Source organism: Novosphingobium sp. FG90 (assembly GCF_057808725.1).
Genome location: NZ_JBMDIO010000047.1, coordinates 1 through 22955 on the forward strand (window position 1 = coordinate 1; position 22955 = coordinate 22955).

Genomic DNA, 22955 nt, shown 5'->3' on the forward strand with positions numbered 1-22955 from the left:
GTAGCTATCTCATAACCTGAAGGTCGTAGGTTCAAATCCTACCCCCGCAACCATCTTTACTTGCGATCCACCCCGCTCTCCGGCGGGGTTTTTCGTTTGTACGGAAATCATAAGGATTCCAGCAAGATCGCCCTGAACGTCGATCTCGATCTTGCCCTCAACCGGTGTCATCACAATCTGATCTACCAGTGACCGAATGGTGTCGGCGGCTTCTATCCGCTTGCCCTCGTCGTCATCCTGAAGGGATTCGTAGAGCTGCTGGATGCGCTTGCGGTATTGCAGAGCCATGCTCGGGTGAAGAAGTGGAGGGGGCTCTTCCGCTTCGGCCAGGAACAGTTCAAGTTCCTTCTTCCGCTTTTCCAAACTCACCATCTTCGCATTGAGAGCGTCGGCAGCACCGCCTTTGAGGATCAGGTTGAGAAGGGTATCGAGTTCCCGCTCAATTTTTGTGATCTCGGCTTCAGCGGAGGCGATACCGGCTCGGCCTTCCATGCGGAGACGGTTCATCTCCTGCGTGAAGACCTCGCAGAAATGGGCGAACAGTGCTGGGTCAACGAGCCGCGTGCGCAGGGCGTTCAGCACGCGTGATTCCAACTCATCACGGCGGATGTTGACGCGGTTGTCACAGGTGCCCTTGTTGCGCGCGGTCGAGCATCCGATCAGGGTTGCCGAGATTGCGGAGTACCCACCACCGCAGCAGGAACATTTGGTCAGGCCCGAGAAGAGGTATTTGGGGCGGCGGCGGTGATTGACGGTGCGGACATCCGTGCTGCCGTTGTCATCCCGTGAGAGCTTGTTCTTCTCCTGCCGTGCCTTCACCGCGTTCCAGAGTTCGTCATCGAGGATCCGGAGCTCAGGCGTCTCCTGGATGACCCATTCCGATTCCGGGTTTGGGCGGGCCTGCCGCTTTCCGGTGTTCGGATCCTTCACGAAGCGCTGCCGGTTCCAGACAATCTTGCCGACATACATCTCGTTATTGAGGATGCCGTTGCCACGCTTCGGGTTGCCGTTGATCGTGCTGAAACCCCAGTCACCGCCAGAAGGGGCGGGGATGCCTTCCTTGTTGAGCGCGAATGCGATCGTCTTGGCGGACTTGCCTGCAGCATAGTCGCGGAAGATGCGACGAACCACGTCTGCCTGGGCGTCGTTGATGGTGCGGTCGCCGCGAATGGGTTCGCCATTGGCGTCCAGCTTTTTGACCACATCGTAGCCATAGGAGTTGCCGCCACCGGATTTGCCAGCTTCGACCCGGCCGCGCTGTCCGCGGCGTGTCTTGTCGGCTAGGTCCTTGAGGAACAGCGCATTCATCGTACCCTTGAGGCCGACATGCAGATGGCTGACCTCGCCCTCCGAAAGGGTGAACATCTTCACATCCGCGTAGGACATGCGCTTGAAAATGCCGGCGATGTCTTCCTGATCCCGTGAGAGGCGATCCATCGCCTCTGAAAGGATCACGTCGAAACGACCGGCCATGGCGTCGGCCATCAGGGCCTGGATGCCCGGACGTATCAGCGAAGCGCCTGAAATCGCGTGATCGGTATATTCCTCGATGACGTGCCAACCCTGCTTTTCTGCATGGAGGCGGCACATACGAAGTTGGTCGGCGATGGAAGCGTCGCGTTGATTGTCGGAAGAATAGCGGGCGTAGATCGCGACTTTCAAAACATGGCTCCCATCCGCATCAGGAGGCGCGCTTCCTCCTTCGCTTGGACAACTTCACTTCCTCTGCAAAGCACTCCCGCGCCGCTTGCTTTGCCAGGATGCCGACCAGACGCAGAAGGCGTGGATCGGGACTGCCGCGCGGCGTAAACGTCAACTCCGGCTCGTCCAGCAGCAAAGATTCGAGCAGCGCTTCGCGCTCTGCTCCTGTCATCTTTGCTGTGTTTTCTGGGGCTCGCAAGGTCATAACTGACAGCATTCGTCCCATGCCCGGTATAAGCAATGGAATTTACGGGCGAACATTTGGCGGCGATCGGTGTGCCGATGTGCGTCATGGCGTGCGGCGGCGTAGTCTGGCGTGCCACGGCATAGTAAAATGACCTGTCGGAATCGCTCGCTGTCGCCGTCATCTTTCGCCTCGATGCTGCTCCTTTGGAAGCTGTTGCTTGCAGTTGAGACTTTATCGTATTGTATTTTGCAATACAAGAGACTATCTTCGAGCTAAGGAGACTCGCCATGGCCAACACTGCTGAACGCAAGGAATATCCGATCTCGATGCGTCTGCTCGAGGCGGATGTTGCCATGATCGATCGCGCTGCGGGCCTGCGCGGCCGCTCACGCACGGATTTCGTGCGCGAGGCCGCTGTACGCGCGGCCGAGGAGGTCGTCATGGAGCAGGGGCTGGTCAGGATGAGCCCGGAAGGCTTTGCTCAGTTCATGGATGTGCTGTCGCGTCCCGCTGCTTCTGTTCCGGAGATGGTGGAAGTGCTGAAACGGCCTGCGCCGTGGGAGCCCGGCTACGTGGCGAAGCGGTAGTCCCTTGCAGCTTTCGGGACCCGAACCGCTTACCGCTGCCCATGATGTTTCTGAGTTTTCCTGTGGCAAGCCGACGCTCGACCATTGGCTGAAAACCCGTGCGCTCTCCAATCAGCAGAAGGGTTTTACCGCCGTTCTTGTCGTGCATGAGGCTGGACGTGTGGTCGGGTATTACGGTCTCGCACCCACCGCCGTTGTCCCATCGGTCATGCCGCGTTCGATACGGACCGGGCAGCCGCCTAATCCGGTGCCGTGCATACTTCTGGGGCAACTGGCCACTGACACCACATGGGCAGGGCTGGGCATTGGCACCGGTCTTGTGAAGCACGCCCTTCAACGCTGCGTTCAGGCGGCCTCGCTCATTGGCGGGCGGGCCTTGATGGTCAATGCTGTTGATGAAGAAGCTGCCGAATTCTGGAGGCGGCGCGGATTTGAGCCTTCCCGGGACGATGCTCTGATCCTGCTGCGTTCGATCGGTGATATCGCGGCCTCACTTGCCGAGACCAGTGGGTGAGAGCCGTGGTACTGAGAGGCTCCACGTCGATGCTCGGCGGCTGACCGCCGCGTCTGCCCCTTCGCCGATCTGATGATGGACAATCCAGACAAGGACTGGGGCAAACGCTTTTATCCGGTCGAGCCCTTAAGACCAGAAGTTGGGCGCCATAAAGGGGAAAGCCTTCCCCTGCGGCTGAGCCAGGGTCTCCCCCCGACCCCTTTTGCGGGGAGACCCCGCAACGCCCCCGGTAGAGTGAGAGTGCGGACGGGTTTTCCGTGACGGGTTGAGGGCTGGAGAAGAGGTCTCCGGCGCCCGTCGCGGAGATCATCCCGATGGCCAGAACTGACAGCGCCGCGCGAGGCGGCGGCAATCGCACCAATCTTTACGATGACATTACCGGCAAGATCATCGCGGAGCTGGAGGAAGGTCGGCTGCCCTGGGTCCAGCCATGGGGCACATCGGCAGCAAAAGCGCCACTCGCCATGCCGAGGAACGCCGCAACTGCGCGTCAGTATTCCGGGATCAATGTCCTGATCCTCTGGGGCGCCGTGATCCAGTACGGCTATCCGACCCAGCATTGGCTCACTTTTCGTCAGGCGCTTTCGCTCGGCGGCAATGTCCGCAAGGGCGAGTATGGCACGACCGTCGTCTATTCCGACCGCTTCACTCCTGAGGACGAAAAGCGTCGCGCCCGGGACGCCGGTGAAGAAGCGGGAAGCATTCCATTCCTGAAACGCTTCACCGTGTTCAACGCGGCCCAATGCGAGGGGCTGCCCGAGGATATCGCCGTGGAGGCGCCGCCACCGCCGCCCGGCATGATCGAGCCGAGGGTCGAGGCGCTGATCCGCGCGACCGGCATCGATTTTCGCATCGGCGGCGATCGCGCCTTTTATGTGCCGGCGCACGACTATGTGCAGGTTCCCCCGCCGCAGGCCTATTTCGAGCCGATCAACTGGCACAGGACGGCGCTGCACGAAATGGGTCACGCCACTGGCCATGCGTCACGCCTGGGGCGGGATTTCTCGGGCAGCTTTGGCACGAAGAAATACGCCTTCGAGGAACTGGTCGCGGAGATGAATGCGGCCTTCTGCTGCGCTTCTCTCGGTATCGTGCCAACGGTCCGTCATGCCGACTATATTGGATCCTGGCTGGAATGTCTTCGGGAGGACAACCGCGCCATCGTCCGCGCCGCCTCGCAGGCGAGCAAGGCGGCCGACTGGCTGCTCGCGCATCTGCCCGACGAGGAGGTCGCCGAACCTGTGGCAGCCTCGATTGAGCGGAGGGCTGCGGCATGATCCTCCTGACCCGCACGCAGCGCGCGCAGCTTCTCGCCAATGGCCGGCAGCGCGATACCGATCACCACCCCGTCGTCAAATTCTACAATCCCCTTGGCGCAGGCGTCTGGCTCGCGACCGAACTGGATGAGGACGACGACATCATGTTTGGTCTCGCCGACATCGGCTATCCCGAACTCGGTAGCTGGAGCTTCGCCGAACTGGAGGCAATCCGGCTCCCCTTTGGGATGAGGATCGAGCGGGACGTGCTTTTTACCGGCATGTTCCCGATTTCGGTTTGGGCTGAAGCGGCGCGCATGGCGGGCGGCATTCGGGCCGCTGAACAACTTCTGTCCGCCCGATTCCGTGGCGGTGCTGCACAGACCCTGAAACCCGCCGATACAGAAAGCCGGAAAGCCTGAGACCCGGCTGTCCGGCTTTGCGCTTTTTGCGCCGCTCTCTTGGAGGTAGAGGGCGGCGCCTCTCGTCGTGACGTGGTGAAAGTTCCGGCGCCGGGCCGGCTGCCCGTCGGGACCCCACGACCATGACGCGACACATGAGGAAACTCGCTATCGATCCGCAACCCTGCCAGTTTTCCGCGCAGGAGCAGGCCGTCGTCTACGAGGCGCGCCAGATCCTGCTGCGCCATCTCAACCAGAACCCGGTCTTGTCCACATGGCAGGCGGTTCTCGACTATTGCGCGCTGACCATCCGCGGTGATGTCGAGCGCTTCCATGTCCTCTATCTCGACCGGAAAAACCGGCTGGTCTCGGATGAATGCCTTGCCGTCGGCACGGTGGACCATGCCCCGGTCTACCCCCGGGAAGTGCTGCGCCGGGGCCTGGCGCTCAATGCCAGTGCGCTGATCATCGTCCACAATCATCCATCCGGCGATCCCGAGCCTTCGGCCGCCGACCTCGCGATGACCGGGGAAATCCAGCAAGCCTGCAAGGTCCTGGGCATGGTGCTGCATGACCACATCATCGTGGGTGGCAGCAGCGAGGTCAGCCTGCGCGCTCGCGGCGATATCTGATGGACGGGGATGGGCCGAGCGGGCGGCCAGGAGAGGAAAAGGAGGGATGGGAGTTTCGTGACGGGCTGGTTGCCGGAGAGAGAGGCTCCCCGGCGTCCGTCATGGAGTAACTGACATGGCAACTGCCGTTCAGAAGATCACCCTGTCGTTCTCGCGTGACATTCCCTTCAACAAGCTGATGCTTTCCCAGTCCAATGTCCGGCGCGTCAAGGCCGGTATCTCGGTCGAGGAACTCGCCGAATCCATCGCCCGCCGCGGGCTGATCCAGTCCCTGCATGTACGCCCGGTCCTGGGCGAGGATGGCGCCGAGACCGGCATGTTCGAGGTGCCCGCCGGTGGCCGCCGCTTCCGGGCGCTGGAACTGCTGGTGAAGCAGAAGCGCCTTGCCAAGATCGCACCCGTGCCCTGCGTGGTGTCGGAAGCCGGGGCCGATGTGCTGATCGACGAGGTTTCGCTCGCCGAGAACATCGAGCGCGCGCCGCTGCATCCGCTCGACCAGTTTCGCGCCTTCCAGTCCATGCGCGAGAAGGGCATGACCGAAGAGACGATTGCTGCTGCCTTCTTCGTCGATGCGAAGGTAGTGAAACAGCGCCTGCGCCTTGCCTCGGTCTCGCCTGCGCTGCTCGACATCTATGCCGAGGATGGCATGACGCTGGAGCAGCTGATGGCCTTCACCGTCAGTTCCGATCCTGCCCGGCAGGAACAGGTCTGGGAGGCAATCAAGGATGGCTGGCAGAAGGAGCCCTACCATATCCGCCGCCTGCTGACCGAAACCACGGTGCGCGCCGCCGACAAGCGGGCGCTCTTCGTCGGCATCGACGCCTATGAGGAAGCCGGCGGCTGCGTGCTGCGCGATCTCTTTCAGCAGGACGATGGCGGCTGGCTGCAGGACCCGGTTCTGCTCGACCGGCTGGCAGGCGAGAAACTGAAGGCCGAGGCGCAGAGCATTGGCGGCGAGGGCTGGAAGTGGATCGAGGTCACCATGACCTTTCCCTACGGCCACGATCATGGACTTCGTCAACTGGTCGGCACCACGGTCGATATGACCGAGGAGGAGCGCGCCACCCGCGAGACGCTGCGCGAGGAATATGACCGGCTGGAAGCGGACTATGCCGAGGCCGACGAATTGCCCGATGAGATCGATGCACGTCTCGGCGAAATCGAACAGGCGCTGGATGCCTTCGAGCGCCGTCCCATGATTTTCGATCCGGATCAGATGGCCAGGGCGGGCGTCTTCGTCAGTATCGATGCCGATGGCACCCTGCTGGTCGAGCGTGGCTATGTCCGTCCCGAGGATGAGGCGCCTGCAGAACCGGCGACCGATGTCGTCGATCCCGAAACCGGCGAGGTGCTCCCGGGGGCTGAAGCTGATGGCAGGCATCAGCGCGCGGTCATCACGATGGGCGGTCAACCGGCCGAACCGGATGAGGAGGACGACACCGAAACGATCAGGCCGCTACCTGACCGGCTGATCAGCGAATTGACGGCGCACCGCACGCTGGCGCTGCGCGACGCGGTTGCATCCAACCCGCAAGTCGCCATGACGGCGCTGCTGCACCGGCTGGTCACCGATTGCTTCCTGCCGCATTCGACGCGGGGCTGCCTGGAAGCGCAGGTCCGCGAGGTGCATCTGCCCGCGCAGGCCGAGGATCTGCGTGACAGCACCTCGGCCAGGGCGATCCAGGAACGGCATGAACGCTGGGGCGACCATATCCCGGCTGACGATGCCGCGCTCTGGGACTGGCTGGCCGATCTGGATGATGGCTCCCGCATGGACCTGCTCGCCCATTGCGTGAGCTTTGGTGTCAATGCGCTCTACGAGAAGCCAAACCCCTATAGCGGCATGGGCGTCAGCCAGCACGGGCTGGAAATCCGCTTGTCGCAGGCGGACCGGCTGGCGCGTTCGACCGGTCTCGACATGGTGGCGGTGGGCTGGCGGCCGACGGCTGGCAATTATCTCGGCCGCGTGACCAAGCCGCGCATCATTGAGGCCGTGCGCGAGGGCGCCGGTGACCGTGCCGCTGAACTGATCGGGCACCTGAAGAAGGGCGATATGGCCAAAGAGGCCGAGCGTCTGCTGGCTGATACCGGCTGGTTGCCCGAGCCGCTGCGCATGGTCGATGAGGGGGCCGAGGTCGATCTGGTCCACGCTCCCGAGGGCGAAGCCGACGATCTGCCCGATTTCCTCGCTGGTGATGGCGAGGAAGACGATCCCGTCGACGACGAGGAAGAGCAGCACATGGTCGCTGCCGAATAACCTTCCGTCGGGGCAGCTTCGGTCGCCCCGACCACTCCATGCCGTTTCCCTGAGCTCGCCCGGTCCTTGTGGCCGGGCTTTTTCTTTGGAGAACTTCCATGCCCACGATCATCGACATCGATCAGATCTTCCGCGAAGATCGCGCGAATCCCCCATCGGCACGCACACTTCCGTGGGAGGAGACCCGCGACAGCATCACTGTCGTCGTCGAGCCCAAGCCCCATTGGGCCGAGGATATGCGGGTGTTCCGGCTCGATGCCCGCGAATATTGCCGCTACGCCGAGTGGACAGCCCATGGCGGCCACGCCCGGTTTTACGGCCATATCGACACATCCGGCGATGATCTGATCATGAAGGCGCGCGCGATGATTGCTCGAGAAATCGCCGATGGCCTTTGGGGCTGAAGGCGAGTTGAGCCCAACCTGGGGCCGGCGGAAGATGAGCTTCGCACTTTTCGCACGTGGGGTTTCCAGTTCCAGCTGCACCATGGCGTCGTTCATCCTGTCTTGGGCAGCGGGTGCCATCCCCGGCCTGAAGAGAACACGGGTTCTGATGCCCGCATGGCGGAAAGGCTGGCGCGGCAAGGCATCTGCGAGCGGGTATCCGGAATCCTGTCAGATGCGAAGAACCACCCCCGCTTCCATTCGCTAACCTTGGTCTGATCCGCTTCTTGGCATTCAACCCCGGAGGGGTCGGCTTGACGCAAGCGTGCCGCCCTCGGGGATTCGGGCCAAAAGGCCGAACGCCCTCGGGTGATTGCAGATACGGACAGACACTTCGGGCGCCTGTCGCGCGGGGGATGGTCCCCCGCCTCCCAAAGACAGGAGCCGGAACCCATGTCCTATGCAGATGCCACCGCCTTCGCCGCCAGCCTCGCCGCCACGCTGATGGTTTCGATCGTCGTGTTCCAGGCTGGAGACGGCACCCACGCCGCTTGCCCCGCCGCCGAGTTCGACGGTGATGACGACATGGTGCGGCTGGAGCTGGACCCGTGGGAATAAGGCGCGACATGCGCCTCATCCCCGACGGCCCGGTGCGCGGATCCCGCGCCCGGGCCTTCAGCCCTGCGATGGTGCGCCCATCGCCGGCAGCGGAACCGGGGACGCGCCCCGGTCAGAGAGGAAGAGTGCGGGCCGTTCGGCCGTGACGGGTTGAAGGCTGGAGAGAGAGGCTCACCGGCGCCCGTCATGGAGTGATCCCGATGACCATCGCCCGTTTTGAAACCTTCCGTTCTATCGGCGAGATTCTGGCCGCCGATGTGCTGCCTGCGCTTTACCGGGCGCAAAAGCTGCCGCTGCGCATCTCCTGCCTCGGTCTGGCCAGCGCTGACGATGGCGATAATGCCGACAGTTTCGAGCGCATGATCCCGCTGGGGGAATGCCCGTCGCCAGAAGAGGCCATGCAGTTCGCCGCCCTGCGCCTGTCGCGGAGCGACATTTGCAGCGGGCCGGACAGCTTCCCGCATTTCCGCCCGCGCATCATGCTCATCCAGGACCGCGCATACGGTCTGGTCCTCGCCGGCGAAATCCGCGCGGGCATCATCCTCTGGCAGCAGCCCGTCACGTCCAATGCCGAGGCCCGCCGTATCGTCACCGAAGCCAGTCGGCTGCGCGGTTTGGCCTTTGCCGCGTCGGGGTGCGCCAATCGCGACCTGGCCCGTGACCTGCGCTTGCGCGCCAGCCTTTGTGAGGCGCGACTGGTCGATCCCTTCTGGCGCGAGACGGCGGCCAACCTGCTCCGCCTGCCGCAAGCCGCCTGATCTTCCGCCCATTTCCATCCATTCGGCCCGGTCCCGCGCCGGGCCTTGTCATGTCCGGAGGCCACCATGGCTGACTATTATACGCATTTTTCCTGCCTGCTCGATGTGGGCACGCCCGAAAACGCCGCCCGTGCGCTCGATCTCTACAATGCGCTGGCCGATACAAATGACACGGAAGATCCGCCCTCGGACGGGTTTGTGCTCTCGATCCAGCCCGAACATGGCGGCACGCAGCTCTGGATGCGCGATGACGTTACCGGCGATCCGGAGCACGTCATCCAGTTCGTCAAACGCTGTGCCTCCGAATTCGGCCTGAGCGGTCGGTGGGGCCTGCAATATGCCAATACCTGCTCGAAACCCCGCATCGACGGTTTCGGCGGCGGCGCGCATGTTCTCGACCTCGCCACCGGCGAGACGGTGGACTGGATCTATACCGATGGCTGGCTTTCCACCGTGCTGGAGGGAGGCGATCCCTATGAGTAAGGTCATCGAAACCACCGTCTATCGCCTCGACGAGTTGACTGACGCGGCGAAGGACAAGGCCCGGGCCTGGTATCGTGAAGGCGGCTTCGACTATGACTGGTATGAGACCGTCTATGAGGATTTCCAGCGTATCGCCGAAATCCTCGGTCTTGAGCTGAAGACCCGGCCGGTCCAGCTCATGGGCGGCGGCACCCGGCAGGAACCCTGCATCTGGTTCCGGGGCTTCTGGTCGCAAGGGGATGGCGCGTGCTTCGAGGCGCGGCTTTCCTACCGCAAAGGCGTCCCAGGCCTGATCCGGGAATATGCGCCGCAGGACGCCGACCTGCATCGCATCGCCGATGTTCTGCAGGCGATCCAGAAGCGCAACTTTTACCAACTGCGCGCCGAGGTCAGCCATCGCGGCCATTACTATCACGAATATTGCATGGCGATCTCGGTCGAGCGCGACAGCCCGAACTGGCAGGACATGACGGAGGATGCCGAGGAGACTGTGACCGAAGCGCTGCGCGATCTCGCTCGCTGGCTCTACCGCCAGCTTGAGCGCGAATACGATTATCTCTCCTCCGACGCGGTCGTGGACGACACCATCCTCGCGAACGAATACACGTTCACCGAAACCGGCCGCCGCTTCGGCTGATCCTCTGGCGCCCCACCATCCGGTCGGGGCGCTTTTCTTATGCGGTCAGGTTCAGAGGAAGAGGCTTGCCGGAAGGGGTTGAGTCCGGGTGGTTGAGAGAGCGCCGGCCGGGCTTGCCCGCTTCTGCTCTCTCGAGGTTTTCTGACATGAACATGGTGTTTCCCGTGACCGATCCGGTCATGCCGAAGGCGGCTGCACCCGCAATTCTGGCTGCGGCCCGGCATTTGCTGCTCCATCTGGAACGCGGCCAGCGCATTGATGCCACCGCCCTGCGGACGGCCATGGAAACCGCCTTCGGTGTTTCCGATGCGGCCGGCGCCTGGGACTGGAAGACGGCATATGAGGCCTGCGAGGTCGCGACCGTTCTGTTCCTGCGCAAATACGGAAAGGCACTTTTCCGCAAATCCGCCTCTGCGGATGCGCGTCTTTCCCATCTGACGAAGATTGCCGGGCTCCTGCCGACGCAAACCCGGCGCTCCGAGGAAAGCCAGAACCTTCAGCAGTTCTCGACGCCTGTCCCGCTGGGTCTCGCTGCTCTGACAGCAGCCGCGATCACGCCCGATGACGTGGTGCTGGAACCATCGGCCGGTACTGGCCTCATGGCGATCCTGGCGCAGACTGCTGGCGCTTCGTTGATCCTCAATGAAGTGGCCGACACACGCGCCGATCTTCTGGTATCTCTCTTCCCGGCCTTTCCGGTCAGCCGGTTCGACGCCGCGCAGATCGACGATCATCTCGCCGCAAATGCCGTCCCCTCCGTGGTTCTGATGAACCCGCCGTTCTCGGCCATGGCGAACGTGACCGGGCGCATGGCCGACGCGGCATACCGGCATGTTGCTTCGGCGCTGGCCCGTCTCGCCCCCGGTGGCCGGTTGGTCACAATCACCGGCGCGGGGTTCGGCCCCGAAGCGCCGGCCTGGCGCGATGCCTTCATCCGTTTGCAGGCGCGTGGCCGCGTGGTGTTTACCGCCGCGATCGATGGCGCAGTCTATGCAAAACACGGCACCAGCATCGACACGCGGCTGACCGTCATCGACAAATTGCCCGCCGACGATCCGGCCATCTTCCCGGTCTCACCCGGGATCGCGCCCGATGTCGCCACGCTGCTTTCCTGGATCACGGCAGAGGTTCCGTCACTTCTGCCCATCACGCGACCGAAGAACGCGATCGCAGCTCCGGCACTCCCGCCGAAGTCGGTGCGCGGCTATCTCGCCCGCTCGGCAGCGACCCGGCCGGTCGCCACTCCAGCCAATGACCCCGAAGGCGTGGAACTCGCCTATGACACCGTGGACTGGTCACCGCCTGAAGGTGCCCGGCTGTCCGATGCCATCTATGAGGAATATGCGCTGCAATCCTTGCGCATTCCCGGTGCTGAGCCGCATCCGACCAGGCTGGTGCAATCGGCTGCCATGGCCTCGGTCGCCCCGCCGAAACCCTCTTATCGTCCCATGCTGCCCGTCGACATCTGCCAGCGTCTGTCGGACGCCCAGCTGGAAACGGTGATCTATGCAGGCGATGCTCATGCCGATCATCTGGCTGGTTCCTGGACGGTGGATGAGCATTTCGACCATGTGAGTGCCGCAGCCGAGGATGCTGCTGGAGCGATCCGCTTTCGCCGCGGCTTCATGCTGGGCGACGGCACTGGTGCCGGCAAGGGCCGCCAGTCGGCCGGGATCATCCTCGACAATTGGCTGCGCGGTCGTCGCAAGGCGGTCTGGATCTCCAAATCCGACAAGCTGATCGAGGATGCACAGCGCGACTGGTCAGCACTCGGCATGGAACGCTTGCTGGTCACGCCTTTGTCGCGGTTTCCGCAAGGCCGGCCGATCACGCTCACGGAAGGCATCCTGTTCACCACCTATGCCACGCTACGCTCCGACGAGCGCGGCGAAAAGGTTTCGCGCGTCAAGCAGATCGTGGATTGGCTGGGATCAGATTTCGATGGGGTCATCATCTTCGATGAGAGCCATGCCATGCAGAATGCCGGAGGTGGCAAGGGTGAACGCGGTGACATCGCCGCCTCGCAGCAGGGCCGCGCCGGCCTGCGGCTCCAGCACGCGCTTCCAGACGCGCGCGTGGTCTATGTCTCAGCCACCGGTGCGACCACCGTCCATAACCTCGCCTATGCGCAGCGCCTCGGCCTCTGGGGCGGTGAGGATTTCCCGTTCGCAACCCGGGCCGAGTTTGTCGAGGCGATCGAGGCAGGCGGCGTGGCGGCCATGGAAGTGCTGGCCCGTGATCTGCGCTCCCTCGGTCTCTATACTGCGCGGTCGCTTTCCTATGACGGCGTCGAATATGAACTGGTCGAACATCAGCTCAGCGACGAGCAGCGGCGCATCTACGATGCCTATGCTGCAATGTTTTCCGTGATCCACAACAATCTCGATGCGGCGATGGAAGCCGCGAATATCACCGGCAGTGAGGGTACACTGAACCGGCAGGCGAAGTCGGCAGCGCGCTCAGCGTTCGAGTCCACCAAGCAGCGTTTCTTTGGCCATCTGCTCACCTCCATGAAAACCCCGACCCTGATCCGCTCCATCGAGGCCGATCTGAAGGCGGGCCATGCTGCCGTCATCCAGATCGTTTCGACCGGCGAAGCGCTGATGGAACGGCGCCTCGCCGAAATCCCGACTGACGAATGGAATGACATTTCCGTCGATGTCACCCCGAGGGAGTACGTAGGTTCGTATTTGCAACATTCCTTCCCGGTTCAGCTTTACGAACCCTTCACCGACGGCGAGGGGAACCTCTCGTCACGGCCGGTTTTCCGCGATGGTCAGCCCGTTGAAAGCCGCGAAGCTGTGGCGCGCCGCGATGAGATGCTTGAGCATCTTGGGTCTCTGCCACCTGTGCCGGGGGCGCTCGACCAGATCGTGCAGCGCTTCGGGACGGATGTGGTGGCCGAAGTTACGGGGCGTTCGCGCCGCATCATTCGCAAGGGCGAAGGTGCTTCGGCACGACTTGCGGTCGAGAACCGTGCGCCATCGGCCAATCTCGCCGAGACGGCGGCCTTCATGGATGACCAGAAGCGTATCCTGGTCTTCTCCGACGCCGGCGGCACGGGCCGTAGCTATCATGCCGAGCTTTCCGCGCGGAACCAGCGTCTGCGGGTTCACTATCTGCTGGAGCCGGGGTGGAAGGCCGATGCCGCCATTCAGGGCCTGGGCCGCACCAACCGCACCAATCAGGCGCAGCCGCCACTGTTCCGCCCGATCGCCACGGATGTGAAAGCCGAGAAGCGCTTCCTTTCGACCATCGCCCGCCGCCTCGATACGCTGGGTGCGATCACCCGCGGTCAGCGCCAGACCGGCGGTCAGGGGCTGTTCCGTCCCGAGGACAATCTGGAAAGCCCTTATGCCCGTGATGCGCTGCGCCAGCTCTATCTTCTGATCGTGCGTGGCAAGGTCGAGGGTTGCCCGCTGGAACGGTTTGAATCCGCCACCGGCCTCAGGCTGATGGACTCGAATGGCATCAAGGATGATCTGCCGCCAATCACCACCTTCCTGAACCGCTTGCTGGCGCTGACCATCGAACTTCAGGGCATCCTGTTCGGCGCCTTCGAGCAGCTTCTGCAAGCCCGGATCGACGGAGCGATTGCATCCGGCACCTATGACATGGGGCTGGAAACGCTGCGCGCCGAGAGCTTCATCGTCACCGACCGGCAGGTAATCCACACCCATCCAGGCACCGGCGCGGAAACCCGGCTCATGACCCTGACCGAACGCAAGCGCAATCAGCCGGTGATGCTGGATGCGGCTCTGGCGGAACTGGGTGATCCGCGCGCGAAGTTGCTGGTCAACGAGCGCTCCGGTCGCGCCGCTGTCCAGATCCCGACCACAAGCGTCATGCTGGATGATGGCGAGATCGAACGGCGCGTCCGGCTGATCCGGCCGATGGAGGCAATGAACATGCCCGTGCGCATGATGGGCGAAACCCATTGGGTCGAGGCCGACCGCGCCGTATTCACATCGGCCTGGAACACGGAACTGGCCGAGGTGCCGGAGTTCACCGACAGCATTCTGCATATGGTGACGGGGCTGCTGCTGCCGATCTGGAAGCGCCTGCCGCAGGATTCCTCCCGCGTCTATCGGCTCCAGACCGATGAAGGCGAGCGCATTATCGGTCGCCGTGTGTCGCCCGCATGGGCTGCCAATGCTGCGACCAGTGGTGTCAGCAGCAGCCTGACACCGGATGCGGCCTATGCCGCGCTGATAGACGGCCGCACGACCCTCGATCTTGCCGAGGGGCTGCAACTGCGCCGTGTCCGCGTCATGGGCGCCAACCGGATCGAACTGACCGGCTTTAGCGATGCCATGCGCGAACGACTTCGGGCCTATGGTCTCTTCAGCGAGATCATCTCGTGGAAACTGCGTTTCTTCGTGCCGATCGGCGCATCGGGACCGGAAATCATCGGTAAGCTGTTCGACCGTTTCCCGCTCGAACGCATCGGTGAGCGGGAGGCCGCCTGATGACCCGCCTCAACGCCACCGAACTGGCGCAGCGTCTCGGCCGACAGGCCGAGGCGGTGTGCCGCCAATATCTCTCCAACGGGCGCAAGCAGGGCAATTACTGGCAGGTTGGCGATGTCAGAAACACGGCTGGCCGCTCCATGTTCGTCCGCCTTCATGACAGCGCCAAAGGCCTTGCCGGGAAATGGCAGGACTCGGCCACGGGCGAGCATGGCGATCTGCTGGACGTGATCCGGGATTCGCTTGGCCTGATTGATTTTGCAGACGTTGCCAATGAGGCCCGACGTTTCCTGAGCCTGCCGCAGATCGAACCGCTGCCGCAATCCCGTCCGCCCCGAACGCCAGCACCATCGGGATCATCAGAAGCGGCACGCCGCCTCTGGCACATGACGCAGCCGCTGATCGGCAGTACCGCAGACACGTATTTACGCAGACGCGGCATTACGGATTTACGCGGAACCGCAAATCTGCGTTTCCATGCGAGTTGCTACTGGCGGCCCGAGGACGATGGGCCGACCGAGACCTGGCCCGCCATGATCGCTGCTGTCACCGACCTCGATGGCAGGATCACCGGCGCGCATCGGACCTGGCTCAGACGCGACGGCTCTGGCAAGGCGCCTGTCGATCCGCCGAGGAAGGCGATGGGAGACCTGCTCGGGCATGCCGTCAGGTTTGGCGATACGCAGGATGTGCTGGCAGCAGGGGAAGGCATCGAGACCATCCTGTCGCTGCGGCAGGTTCTGCCCATGATGCCGATGATCTCCGCACTCTCGGCGGGACATCTCGCCGCCATCCAGTTTCCGGCCCATCTGCGCAGGCTCTATATCGTTCGCGACAACGATCCGGCAGGCGACAGCGCGCGGGACAACCTGGTGGACCGGGCCATGACAGCCGGGATCGAGGCGATCACGCTCTCGCCTATGTTGGGGGATTTCAACGAGGATCTCACCGCTCGCGGGCTGGATGCGCTTCGGGCGCAAATCCGGGTGCAGATTGCTCCCGAGGACGTCAGCCGGTTCATGGCCGCAATGGCATAGCCGGTACGGGGTGGTGATCGGATATCTCCGCTCCTGTCATGCGCATAGGGCTGCATCTCCATCGGCAGGGGGACCGCGCCTTGGCCTTCCAAGAGGGCGAGCGGCCCACAAGCGCTCCGGCCCGGCAATGGCGGCGCCCGACTGATTTCCGTCGGCGGCCCGCCACCCCACGCGACAGGTCGCGTGGGGACCCCGTCTCCCCCGCCTTTACAGCGCGAAACAAATCAGCCGGGCTTTGCCATCAAGGCCCTCGCCAAAAGGCTCGGGCTGCCCGGCCGGAGCGCCCGTGGGCTTGTCGTCGCCACGAAGGCCGCGACGGTCGCGGTCCAGCCGAAGGACGCATCCCAATGTACGCGCATGACGAATTTGAACCCGATCACAGCACGTCCCCGACCGGCCATGCCATCGAAGAGCTTGAACTCCATGGCTACCGCCCCTCCGAAGATGAGGCCGATCCCCGGATCACGCCCGAAGATCACGTCATCCAGGGTGCGGTCTCCGACATCTTCGACGCCCTGATTTCCACCATGGCCGACACCAGCCTCGATTTCGACCTCGATGAAATCCTCTGGTCCACCGTCAACACCTTCCACCGCGCCGTCGAGCGGATCGAACGCAAACTCGACGATAACGAACAGGCACAGAAGCGCCTTCAGCGCGAACAGGACGGCAGCGAGGTCAAATCCGTCCAGCTGGAGACGCTGATCGGTGCCGGGCAAAGCCTGATCGAGCGCCGCGACAGCATGGAGACCTTCCGCGAAACTGCCGCTGACATCTATCTGCGCACCACCGGCACGCCCTGGTCACAGCGTTCCGGCTCACGGGTAAACCATCGCCAGATGACCTCGGCCATGATCGACAGCCGCGATTTTCTCGCCGCAAAACGTCGGGCCGACAACGAGGTGCTGCTGCCCGCCGGGCCGAAGATCGCCTTTTCGGGCGGCGACACCACCGATCACCGGACGATCTGGGCCAAACTCGATCAGGTCCACGCCAAGCACCCGGACATGGTGCTGCTGCACGGCGGATCGCCGAAGGGCGCCGAACGCATCGCGGCCACCTGGGCCAATAACCGCAGGGTCGCGCAGGTCGCTTTCAAGCCCGACTGGGCGAAACACGCCAAAGCCGCGCCCTTCAAGCGCAACGACCAGATGCTCGGCACCATGCCGATCGGGGTCATCATCTTCCCGGGCACCGGCATTCAGGACAACCTTGGCGACAAGGCCCGCAAGCTGGGCATCCCGGTCTATCGCTTCGGAACCGGCAGCGCGTGAGCGCTGCCTTTCCCCTCACCACGGGCCGGATGGCCGAAACCACCGATCATTCCGGCTCGCGCAAGGCGGCATGTTCATGCTATATTCCGCTTTGCGCCATGGTGGTGGTGGAAGGCGCAACCGTTCAACCCATTGCACGGAGACACCACCATGATTGTTCTCGGGATTCTTGTGTCCATCGCGGCCATCGGCACCATGTGCTGGCTGCTGTTCAACCTTGCGGTTTTCGCGCTGCCTTTTTTCATCGGCCTCAATGCCGGCACCTGGGCCTATGGCACGGGCGCGGGATGGCTGGGGGCCATACTCATCGGCCTGGTTGCCGCCGGACTGACGCTGGCGGTTGGTCAGGGCCTGCTCATCCTGGTCCGGCCGATCTGGGCTCGGCTTCTGATCGCGCTTGCCTTTGTCGCACCGGCCGGTGTGGCCGGATTTCACGCGACGCTTGGCATCGTTAAACACATGATACCGTCCGAGACCTGGCAGATCATCTTTTCGGTGATTGGCGCGGTCGCTGTGGGCGTGACGGCGTTTTTGCGTGTTGCTGGCATGGCGACCGCCGGCCCTGCTGACTCCAGCCTCGCTCGCGCATGAAATGCTGAGCGTAGCCGTGAAGCCATAAAGCGGCCACTGGCCCGGTGAAGACCAGTGACTTCCGGAAGACGGCTCAATCCTCCGGCGGAATCAGGTCTGGGTTCCAGACGATTTCCCAAAGGTGCCCGTCAGGATCGCGAAAGTAGCCCGCATAGCCGCCGTAGAATGTGTCCTGGGCAGGTTTGATCATCTCGGCACCTGCCCGCACAGCAGCCTCCATGCACTGATCGACTTCTTCCTGTCGCGCAACATTGTGCCCGATGGTAAGGGCGGTCGGACTTACCGGCTGCATAGCCAGCCCGGTATCGTGGGCAATGTCAACTTGTGCCCAGAGGGCGAGTTTCAACCCGCCGGATAGGTCAAAAAACGCCACTGCACCATGTTCGAACTCTTGTCCGATGATACCTTTCGTCGGCAGACCGAGCCCGTCTCGATAGAAGGAAAGCGACCGTTCGAGATCGCTTACACCGAGTGTCAGAACGGAAATCCTGGGTTTCATATCATGCCCTTTCTATCGGCACCTGTACCGCACAGATGTCTTGATAGTCTTGGGCCGCTGCCTTGCACCGGAAGGACCCGCAGGGCGCGGGGGCTGGGCCAACCGTCCCGAGCCTAACCTGTTTCAGACCGGTAGAGATTAGGTCGGGTATCCGGGATGGTCAATGGCAGCAATGGTCTGCATAAACCATTGAACCATTTTTGGGCGAGACGGGTGCTCTGCGCGTTGCAGATGCCGCGCACCTACCTGCGGACCAGTCCTTTTGGGCAGCTGTGCGACAGTGGCCTGTTGATGATGGCCAATGTGTATGCGGGGCATCTGCCGACGTCATCAAAATGCCGACAGGCTCGCGGCGTACATCGTCTGATCGGCTTGATCCCCGGACACGGCCACGGGCGGAGCGCAAAACGTCAGCGCTAAAGTCGCGGTCAGGCTCGAAACCCGGTGGGGGTGATGCGGATGGACATGGCCGGGAAGATGGATGCGTCCGGCCCGGAACACAGGGTGATAGAGTTGCCGGTGATTGCCGGTCTGGTTACCCCGATGGACCTCAAGGTCGCCACCATCTCCGTTCAGCCCCCCGTGTCTCAACCGCTCCAAACGGCCTCTTCAATGGCCTGATCTGGCCGAAGAACAGCGCGGGGCGCTTCGACCGCTTCGGCGCAACAGCGTCGTCACAACTTTCTTCCCCTGCCGGCAGAGCCGTCATTCCTCGCGCGCCAAGAAAGTTTCTCCTGTGCCGTCCAGCCCCCTTTGGGGGTGCGCCAGCGTTCGCCTTCGTCCTGTCGATCGCCATCGAGGCCGCAATGGTGCGGGCTCGGAAACGGAAAACGGAGACTTAAAATGGCAACCATCGGCACATTCAAGAAGACCGGCTCGAACGAATTCACCGGCGACATCGTCACCCTCAGCGTCCAGGCCAAGGGCGTACGCATCATTCCCGACCTGCGCGCCACCGGCGACAACGCTCCCAGCCACCGGGTTCTGGTCGGCCGCGCCGAGATCGGCGCCGCCTGGTCCAAGCGCTCGAACGAGGGCCGTGACTATCTGGGCCTCAAGCTTGACGATCCGAGCTTTAACGCCCCGATCTACGCCAACCTCTTCGACGAGGAAGACGGCGAGACCTTCTCGCTCATCTGGTCCCGCCCCAACGGTCGCCGCGGCGACTGAGGCTCGGCACAAAGGCCCCGACCAAAAGGTCGGGGCCTTTCTCATGCCCGCGGGAAAGCCGTCACGCCCAACACTGCCCGGGCTGGAACTGCTCAGCCGGTCAGGATCGGGATCATGGTTTTCACATGGGCGTCGATCCGCTCCAGCACGGGCTGGGGAACGGTCTCGCGTTCCGGCAGGGTCCACCACCGCGCATCGATGCGCTTCACCGTCTCGGCGACCGCCTTGAGGACGGCGGGCTCGGGAAGCCGTGCCCGATTGGCAAAGGCTTTCCATCTGTCTGGCGTCAGCCCCTTGAAGGATCGCTCGCCACCGAGTGACAGCGCCAATCCGTCGGCCGGAATATAGGGAACGGTGGAAAGCATGTCGTATACCGGCGCAAGAGCGGGCGTGTTGCCGTCGCCCGGATAGATCAGCGACCAGTTCTTGAGGTGCATGTCGCCATTGCCCATGACCACCGAGAAGGTCAGCCGCCGGACAAACTCCAGTGCGGCGAAGGGTGAGATCGCCACATTCAGCACGGATGCGATGTCATGAGAGGCAGCGCCGTCATACTTGCGTGCCGGGTAGAGGCCGAAAACCTGCGCAAAATCCTCGATATGGATCCGCTGTCCATCACTTCCGCGATCAAAGCGCCGGACCAGCAGGACCAGCCCTTCGGCAAGCGTCTCGAACTCTTCGGGAATGCCTTCGAACTGGTCGCGGCCGACCAGTTCCCGCTCGGGCACTTCCATGCCGATGGCCTCGGCAAGTGCCAGGTTCGCGAACTCATTCTCCGACACCCCCCGAAATGCGGTGGAGGGAAACTTGGCGATATACTGGCCTTCACCATCCCCGAGCGGTAGCGTCAGCCCGCCGCCCTTGCCGGTGTTCTTCATCACCGAAAGTTTCATCTGCACGCCCGCAAGCGAGAAGCGGGCTTTCGGTTGCCCCGGGGGAGCGGCCGTCCGGCCGCCCGGTTGACCGTCGCTGGGCAGAACCCGCACGGCACCTGGCAGATCGGCACCAAGCGCCGTTAGCAGATCGAAATCATTCCCCGGCCGGACATGCCCGGCGTGGTGCTTTTCCATCGCCTCGCGCAGCCTGTCTTCGGGCAGAAGGTTTGCGAAAAATGGCGGTAGGGCGCCAGCAACCGGACGCGGATCCTTGCGCAGGCCACCTGTCGCTGCGCGCAAGGACAGGCTCAGAACCGGCAGGCCTCCGGCGGCGCGATATCCGGGATCAAGGCTGAAGGCATTGTAATCGCCCGGCGTCCTGACAATCGTCCCGACCTTTACGTCGTTCAGGAAGACGTCCAGCGCGGTGATGGTTTCAGCGGTGCGGGCGGCTGTCATCGTCGCTCTCCGGTTGCGGCAGGAATGCCGGACGATCCTCCTCGGCCTCGGGACGCAGAAGCACCTCGATGGCGGGCACCATCGCCTGGGGGACCAGCATCATTTCCAGCCCGAGTGCCCGGGCAATGTTGATCAATGTCGTGGCGCGCGCGGCAGCAACGCCCGTCTCGATGTCGCGGTAGCGCGGCCGTGATATACCGGCGAGATCAGCAACTTGCTCCTGGGTCAGCGCCGCACCCAAACGTGCGCGGCGAAAATGGTCGCCGATCGATCGCAGTGCTTCTTCTTCCGCCTTCATGTGATGCCTTTACGGATCAATTCTATAGTGGTGATCTGAATACGTATCACAAACAGTGGAAAAGGCCAAGCCCGTGATATGTAGTCGTATCATGGATTCTGGCCGTGAATCGTTTGGGGATCGCGTGTCGGCCGATCGGCGCTGCGGACAGTATAAAGTGCCGTGAATCCGGGCATGAAGACGAATCAGGCAACCCTGCCTGCTACCCTGTGCAAATAACCTTCTGGCGGGATTCGCCGAATTTATGTGGCGGATCGGGCAAGGGCGACTAAAATAGCCGTAGTTCTGGAATGCGCGCCGGTCGCGATGGGAGGTGATCATGCATGATCACCGCTCGACAGTCGCGGGCCGCACGCGCGTTGCTGGGTTGGACGCAGGAGACGCTCGCTGACAAGGCCCGAATATCACTGACTGCCCTGAAGCGCCTCGAGTCCGAGAACCGGCTCGAGGTGTATGAGACAACGCGGGATCAGGTTCGGCGGGCGCTTGAAGCAGCAGGGATTGTCCTTCTGTCCACAGATCGCGGGCAAGGAGTGTTGCTGGTTCATGGCCAGGATGAGAAGAGTCACCGACAGATCCACGGCGCCTGATTGGCGCATGTGCATTCATCGAACCGCGCCAGCGGCCCGTATCCTGCGGCGATCCTCGACATGACATCTGCGGTTCCCCCTTTCAAAGACATGGCACCGGTCGGGGACGTGCTCACCGAGTATGATCGCACGCATATCAAGCTCTATATGCGACTGCTCGATGCCGTCGACGACGGCGCGGAATGGACCGAAGCCGTTAATGTGCTCTTTGGTATTGACCCTGCCCAGGAGCCTGAACGCGCCAGACGGGTCCATGACAGTCATCTGGCCAGGGCACGATGGATGACGCAGAGCGGTTATCGCCATCTGCTCGGTCGTCCGGCAGATCACGGCTGATGAGGCCGCCGCCCCATGGAGTGATGCTCTCAGGGCATCGCTCCATGCCTGCATTCCGGCTTCCATCTGCGTCGATGTGACGGAATTTTTCACGCTCCACCTGTGAAAATTCAACCGGGAGCGGAGTAATGAAGCCGGACACTTCCCGCTGGCGCGACCAGAGCCAATATGACTTCTACGACGCACTGCCCGTCGAGGGCGTCGCATGGGAATGCTTACGCCGTAACGCTGCCTATCAGGCCAGCTTCGATGACATTGTAGCGCAAGACGCCGGGCAGCATCCCCTTTCAGATGATGCCCAGCATCACTGGGGGTTGCGATTTCCCCGCAGACCCCGGCCTTTCCGCGCTCGAACAACCAGTCATCTGGTCGCCCCTTGCCAATCCGGCCGTGCTGATGCTCGGGACCGCGCCCGATTTTCTGACCCGCTCACCGCCGGCGTTATCCGTCGACCCTCATGATGCGATCCGCGCGCCGGAGGGAGCTTACGGTGCATGCCACGCCGGGGACGGCGTTCAATATCTGATCCTCGCCGACACCGGTGCTGATGCCAGACCCGCGATCATCCTGCCACTTGATGACGATCTGCCGGACCGGATCGAGGCCATTCTCAGGTTTTGGCACATGCTGGCCGCGAAACCGGCGCGCCGCGACACCAGGATGACGCCGTATCAGCGCCGGCGTTTCCGCCTGATGATGCAGGCAGCAGACGGAAATGCCGAACACGCGACCTATCGCGAGATTGCCATCGCGATCTACGGCGAGGACCGCGTCCGGGCCGAGCCCTGGAAGACATCAGCCTTGCGCGCTTCTGTCATCGCCCTTGTCCGATCCGCCGCCGCGCTCATTGATGGCGGCTATCATGACCTCTTGCGCCATCGTCGCAAACCCTGACGCTGCCGCCAGATCGGGGGGAGGATTTTACCCCTACGATCTTCCTCAT

The 22955-nt window shown here is 62.9% G+C and carries 25 protein-coding genes; 20 read left to right on the forward strand and 5 right to left on the reverse strand.

Annotated elements, in window-relative coordinates; all coding sequences use genetic code 11:
* Nucleotides 1-9: 9 nt before the first annotated feature.
* On the reverse strand, nucleotides 10-1662 hold the full coding sequence (locus ACODRZ_RS24145) for a recombinase family protein (RefSeq protein ID WP_488972948.1): 1653 nt from the start codon (nucleotides 1660-1662) through the stop codon (nucleotides 10-12).
* 19 nt (nucleotides 1663-1681) lie between these two features.
* Nucleotides 1682-1918, reverse strand: coding sequence for a hypothetical protein (locus ACODRZ_RS24150; RefSeq protein WP_488972949.1), 237 nt, complete (start codon nucleotides 1916-1918; stop codon nucleotides 1682-1684).
* A 257-nt stretch (nucleotides 1919-2175) separates the two neighbouring features.
* Here ACODRZ_RS24150 and ACODRZ_RS24155 point away from each other — a divergent pair, with 257 nt between their 5' ends.
* The 15 genes from ACODRZ_RS24155 to ACODRZ_RS24225 all read left to right on the forward strand — a co-directional run bounded on the left by ACODRZ_RS24155 (nucleotide 2176) and on the right by ACODRZ_RS24225 (nucleotide 17785).
* Nucleotides 2176-2475 (forward strand): type II toxin-antitoxin system TacA family antitoxin, encoded by a 300-nt coding sequence (locus ACODRZ_RS24155; protein ID WP_488972950.1) that lies wholly within the window; start codon nucleotides 2176-2178, stop codon nucleotides 2473-2475.
* Nucleotides 2476-2479: 4 nt separating this feature from the next.
* Nucleotides 2480-2989, forward strand: coding sequence for a GNAT family N-acetyltransferase (locus ACODRZ_RS24160; protein ID WP_488972951.1), 510 nt, complete (start codon nucleotides 2480-2482; stop codon nucleotides 2987-2989).
* Between the two features lie 314 nt (nucleotides 2990-3303).
* On the forward strand, nucleotides 3304-4266 hold the full coding sequence (locus tag ACODRZ_RS24165) for an ArdC family protein (protein WP_488972952.1): 963 nt from the start codon (nucleotides 3304-3306) through the stop codon (nucleotides 4264-4266).
* Nucleotides 4263-4667 (forward strand): DUF2958 domain-containing protein, encoded by a 405-nt coding sequence (locus tag ACODRZ_RS24170; RefSeq protein ID WP_488972953.1) that lies wholly within the window; start codon nucleotides 4263-4265, stop codon nucleotides 4665-4667. The genes ACODRZ_RS24165 and ACODRZ_RS24170 overlap by 4 nt, the downstream gene beginning before the upstream one ends.
* A 134-nt stretch (nucleotides 4668-4801) precedes the next feature.
* Nucleotides 4802-5278, forward strand: a complete 477-nt coding sequence (gene radC, locus ACODRZ_RS24175; RefSeq protein WP_488972954.1) for a RadC family protein — start codon at nucleotides 4802-4804, stop codon at nucleotides 5276-5278.
* Between the two features lie 115 nt (nucleotides 5279-5393).
* Nucleotides 5394-7535 carry a ParB/RepB/Spo0J family partition protein gene (locus ACODRZ_RS24180; protein ID WP_488972955.1) on the forward strand — a complete coding sequence of 714 codons (2142 nt, stop codon included), beginning with the start codon at nucleotides 5394-5396 and terminating at the stop codon, nucleotides 7533-7535.
* Between the two features lie 98 nt (nucleotides 7536-7633).
* The gene (locus ACODRZ_RS24185) at nucleotides 7634-7939 is read left to right on the forward strand and encodes a hypothetical protein (RefSeq protein WP_488972956.1); all 306 of its coding nucleotides are present in this window, start codon (nucleotides 7634-7636) and stop codon (nucleotides 7937-7939) included.
* Nucleotides 7940-8371: 432 nt separating this feature from the next.
* Nucleotides 8372-8536 carry a hypothetical protein gene (locus tag ACODRZ_RS24190; RefSeq protein ID WP_488972957.1) on the forward strand — a complete coding sequence of 55 codons (165 nt, stop codon included), beginning with the start codon at nucleotides 8372-8374 and terminating at the stop codon, nucleotides 8534-8536.
* Between the two features lie 200 nt (nucleotides 8537-8736).
* The gene (locus ACODRZ_RS24195) at nucleotides 8737-9294 is read left to right on the forward strand and encodes a hypothetical protein (RefSeq protein WP_488972958.1); all 558 of its coding nucleotides are present in this window, start codon (nucleotides 8737-8739) and stop codon (nucleotides 9292-9294) included.
* Between the two features lie 66 nt (nucleotides 9295-9360).
* Nucleotides 9361-9777: a hypothetical protein gene (locus ACODRZ_RS24200; protein ID WP_488972959.1), complete on the forward strand. Its 417-nt coding sequence runs from the start codon at nucleotides 9361-9363 to the stop codon at nucleotides 9775-9777.
* The gene (locus ACODRZ_RS24205; RefSeq protein WP_488972960.1) at nucleotides 9770-10414 is read left to right on the forward strand and encodes an antitoxin of toxin-antitoxin stability system; all 645 of its coding nucleotides are present in this window, start codon (nucleotides 9770-9772) and stop codon (nucleotides 10412-10414) included. Before ACODRZ_RS24200 ends, ACODRZ_RS24205 begins: the two co-directional genes overlap by 8 nt.
* 146 nt (nucleotides 10415-10560) lie before the next feature.
* Entirely contained in the window at nucleotides 10561-14883 is a 4323-nt protein-coding gene (locus ACODRZ_RS24210; RefSeq protein WP_488972961.1) for a strawberry notch-like NTP hydrolase domain-containing protein, read from the forward strand.
* Complete coding sequence (locus ACODRZ_RS24215) at nucleotides 14883-15920, forward strand: DUF7146 domain-containing protein (RefSeq protein ID WP_488972962.1); 1038 nt, start codon at nucleotides 14883-14885, stop codon at nucleotides 15918-15920. The genes ACODRZ_RS24210 and ACODRZ_RS24215 overlap by 1 nt, the downstream gene beginning before the upstream one ends.
* Nucleotides 15921-16267: 347 nt before the next feature.
* Nucleotides 16268-17194, forward strand: coding sequence for a DUF2493 domain-containing protein (locus ACODRZ_RS24220; protein WP_488972963.1), 927 nt, complete (start codon nucleotides 16268-16270; stop codon nucleotides 17192-17194).
* 150 nt (nucleotides 17195-17344) lie between these two features.
* Nucleotides 17345-17785 carry a hypothetical protein gene (locus ACODRZ_RS24225; RefSeq protein ID WP_488972964.1) on the forward strand — a complete coding sequence of 147 codons (441 nt, stop codon included), beginning with the start codon at nucleotides 17345-17347 and terminating at the stop codon, nucleotides 17783-17785.
* 73 nt (nucleotides 17786-17858) lie between these two features.
* Here ACODRZ_RS24225 and ACODRZ_RS24230 read toward each other — a convergent pair whose 3' ends face one another.
* Nucleotides 17859-18284, reverse strand: coding sequence for a VOC family protein (locus ACODRZ_RS24230; protein WP_488972965.1), 426 nt, complete (start codon nucleotides 18282-18284; stop codon nucleotides 17859-17861).
* An 843-nt stretch (nucleotides 18285-19127) separates the two neighbouring features.
* On the opposite strand from ACODRZ_RS24230, the gene ACODRZ_RS24235 reads away from it, so the two are divergent.
* A complete protein-coding gene (locus ACODRZ_RS24235; RefSeq protein ID WP_276946806.1) occupies nucleotides 19128-19454 on the forward strand; it encodes a DUF736 domain-containing protein in 327 nt (108 codons plus the stop codon).
* 92 nt (nucleotides 19455-19546) lie between these two features.
* Here ACODRZ_RS24235 and ACODRZ_RS24240 read toward each other — a convergent pair whose 3' ends face one another.
* Nucleotides 19547-20788 carry a type II toxin-antitoxin system HipA family toxin gene (locus ACODRZ_RS24240; RefSeq protein ID WP_488973154.1) on the reverse strand — a complete coding sequence of 414 codons (1242 nt, stop codon included), beginning with the start codon at nucleotides 20786-20788 and terminating at the stop codon, nucleotides 19547-19549.
* Entirely contained in the window at nucleotides 20766-21086 is a 321-nt protein-coding gene (locus tag ACODRZ_RS24245) for a helix-turn-helix domain-containing protein (RefSeq protein WP_488973153.1), read from the reverse strand. The genes ACODRZ_RS24240 and ACODRZ_RS24245 overlap by 23 nt, the downstream gene beginning before the upstream one ends.
* Before the next feature lie 323 nt (nucleotides 21087-21409).
* Here ACODRZ_RS24245 and ACODRZ_RS24250 point away from each other — a divergent pair, with 323 nt between their 5' ends.
* The 4 genes from ACODRZ_RS24250 to ACODRZ_RS24265 all read left to right on the forward strand — a co-directional run bounded on the left by ACODRZ_RS24250 (nucleotide 21410) and on the right by ACODRZ_RS24265 (nucleotide 22906).
* Nucleotides 21410-21676: a helix-turn-helix domain-containing protein gene (locus ACODRZ_RS24250; RefSeq protein WP_276946803.1), complete on the forward strand. Its 267-nt coding sequence runs from the start codon at nucleotides 21410-21412 to the stop codon at nucleotides 21674-21676.
* 9 nt (nucleotides 21677-21685) lie between these two features.
* Nucleotides 21686-22012: a DNA -binding domain-containing protein gene (locus tag ACODRZ_RS24255; RefSeq protein WP_488973155.1), complete on the forward strand. Its 327-nt coding sequence runs from the start codon at nucleotides 21686-21688 to the stop codon at nucleotides 22010-22012.
* Between the two features lie 128 nt (nucleotides 22013-22140).
* Complete coding sequence (locus ACODRZ_RS24260) at nucleotides 22141-22473, forward strand: transcriptional regulator domain-containing protein (RefSeq protein WP_488973152.1); 333 nt, start codon at nucleotides 22141-22143, stop codon at nucleotides 22471-22473.
* On the forward strand, nucleotides 22409-22906 hold the full coding sequence (locus tag ACODRZ_RS24265) for a DUF2285 domain-containing protein (protein ID WP_488973151.1): 498 nt from the start codon (nucleotides 22409-22411) through the stop codon (nucleotides 22904-22906). Before ACODRZ_RS24260 ends, ACODRZ_RS24265 begins: the two co-directional genes overlap by 65 nt.
* Nucleotides 22907-22955 lie beyond the last annotated feature (49 nt).

Bases quoted from the DNA above. Each gene is read 5' to 3' on its own strand.
- ACODRZ_RS24150 (WP_488972949.1), bottom strand. From the start codon at position 1,918: ATGCTGTCAGTTATGACCTTGCGAGCCCCAGAAAACACAGCAAAGATG.
- ACODRZ_RS24225 (WP_488972964.1), top strand. From the start codon at position 17,345: ATGATTGTTCTCGGGATTCTTGTGTCCATCGCGGCCATCGGCACCATG.
- ACODRZ_RS24190 (WP_488972957.1), top strand. From the start codon at position 8,372: ATGTCCTATGCAGATGCCACCGCCTTCGCCGCCAGCCTCGCCGCCACG.
- ACODRZ_RS24180 (WP_488972955.1), top strand. From the start codon at position 5,394: ATGGCAACTGCCGTTCAGAAGATCACCCTGTCGTTCTCGCGTGACATT.
- ACODRZ_RS24220 (WP_488972963.1), top strand. From the start codon at position 16,268: ATGTACGCGCATGACGAATTTGAACCCGATCACAGCACGTCCCCGACC.
- ACODRZ_RS24260 (WP_488973152.1), top strand. From the start codon at position 22,141: ATGAAGCCGGACACTTCCCGCTGGCGCGACCAGAGCCAATATGACTTC.
- ACODRZ_RS24215 (WP_488972962.1), top strand. From the start codon at position 14,883: ATGACCCGCCTCAACGCCACCGAACTGGCGCAGCGTCTCGGCCGACAG.
- ACODRZ_RS24245 (WP_488973153.1), bottom strand. From the start codon at position 21,086: ATGAAGGCGGAAGAAGAAGCACTGCGATCGATCGGCGACCATTTTCGC.
- ACODRZ_RS24240 (WP_488973154.1), bottom strand. From the start codon at position 20,788: ATGACAGCCGCCCGCACCGCTGAAACCATCACCGCGCTGGACGTCTTC.
- ACODRZ_RS24235 (WP_276946806.1), top strand. From the start codon at position 19,128: ATGGCAACCATCGGCACATTCAAGAAGACCGGCTCGAACGAATTCACC.
- ACODRZ_RS24200 (WP_488972959.1), top strand. From the start codon at position 9,361: ATGGCTGACTATTATACGCATTTTTCCTGCCTGCTCGATGTGGGCACG.
- ACODRZ_RS24185 (WP_488972956.1), top strand. From the start codon at position 7,634: ATGCCCACGATCATCGACATCGATCAGATCTTCCGCGAAGATCGCGCG.
- ACODRZ_RS24195 (WP_488972958.1), top strand. From the start codon at position 8,737: ATGACCATCGCCCGTTTTGAAACCTTCCGTTCTATCGGCGAGATTCTG.
- ACODRZ_RS24165 (WP_488972952.1), top strand. From the start codon at position 3,304: ATGGCCAGAACTGACAGCGCCGCGCGAGGCGGCGGCAATCGCACCAAT.
- ACODRZ_RS24210 (WP_488972961.1), top strand. From the start codon at position 10,561: ATGAACATGGTGTTTCCCGTGACCGATCCGGTCATGCCGAAGGCGGCT.
- ACODRZ_RS24250 (WP_276946803.1), top strand. From the start codon at position 21,410: ATGATCACCGCTCGACAGTCGCGGGCCGCACGCGCGTTGCTGGGTTGG.
- ACODRZ_RS24205 (WP_488972960.1), top strand. From the start codon at position 9,770: ATGAGTAAGGTCATCGAAACCACCGTCTATCGCCTCGACGAGTTGACT.
- ACODRZ_RS24265 (WP_488973151.1), top strand. From the start codon at position 22,409: ATGCTCGGGACCGCGCCCGATTTTCTGACCCGCTCACCGCCGGCGTTA.
- ACODRZ_RS24170 (WP_488972953.1), top strand. From the start codon at position 4,263: ATGATCCTCCTGACCCGCACGCAGCGCGCGCAGCTTCTCGCCAATGGC.
- radC (WP_488972954.1), top strand. From the start codon at position 4,802: ATGAGGAAACTCGCTATCGATCCGCAACCCTGCCAGTTTTCCGCGCAG.
- ACODRZ_RS24155 (WP_488972950.1), top strand. From the start codon at position 2,176: ATGGCCAACACTGCTGAACGCAAGGAATATCCGATCTCGATGCGTCTG.
- ACODRZ_RS24230 (WP_488972965.1), bottom strand. From the start codon at position 18,284: ATGAAACCCAGGATTTCCGTTCTGACACTCGGTGTAAGCGATCTCGAA.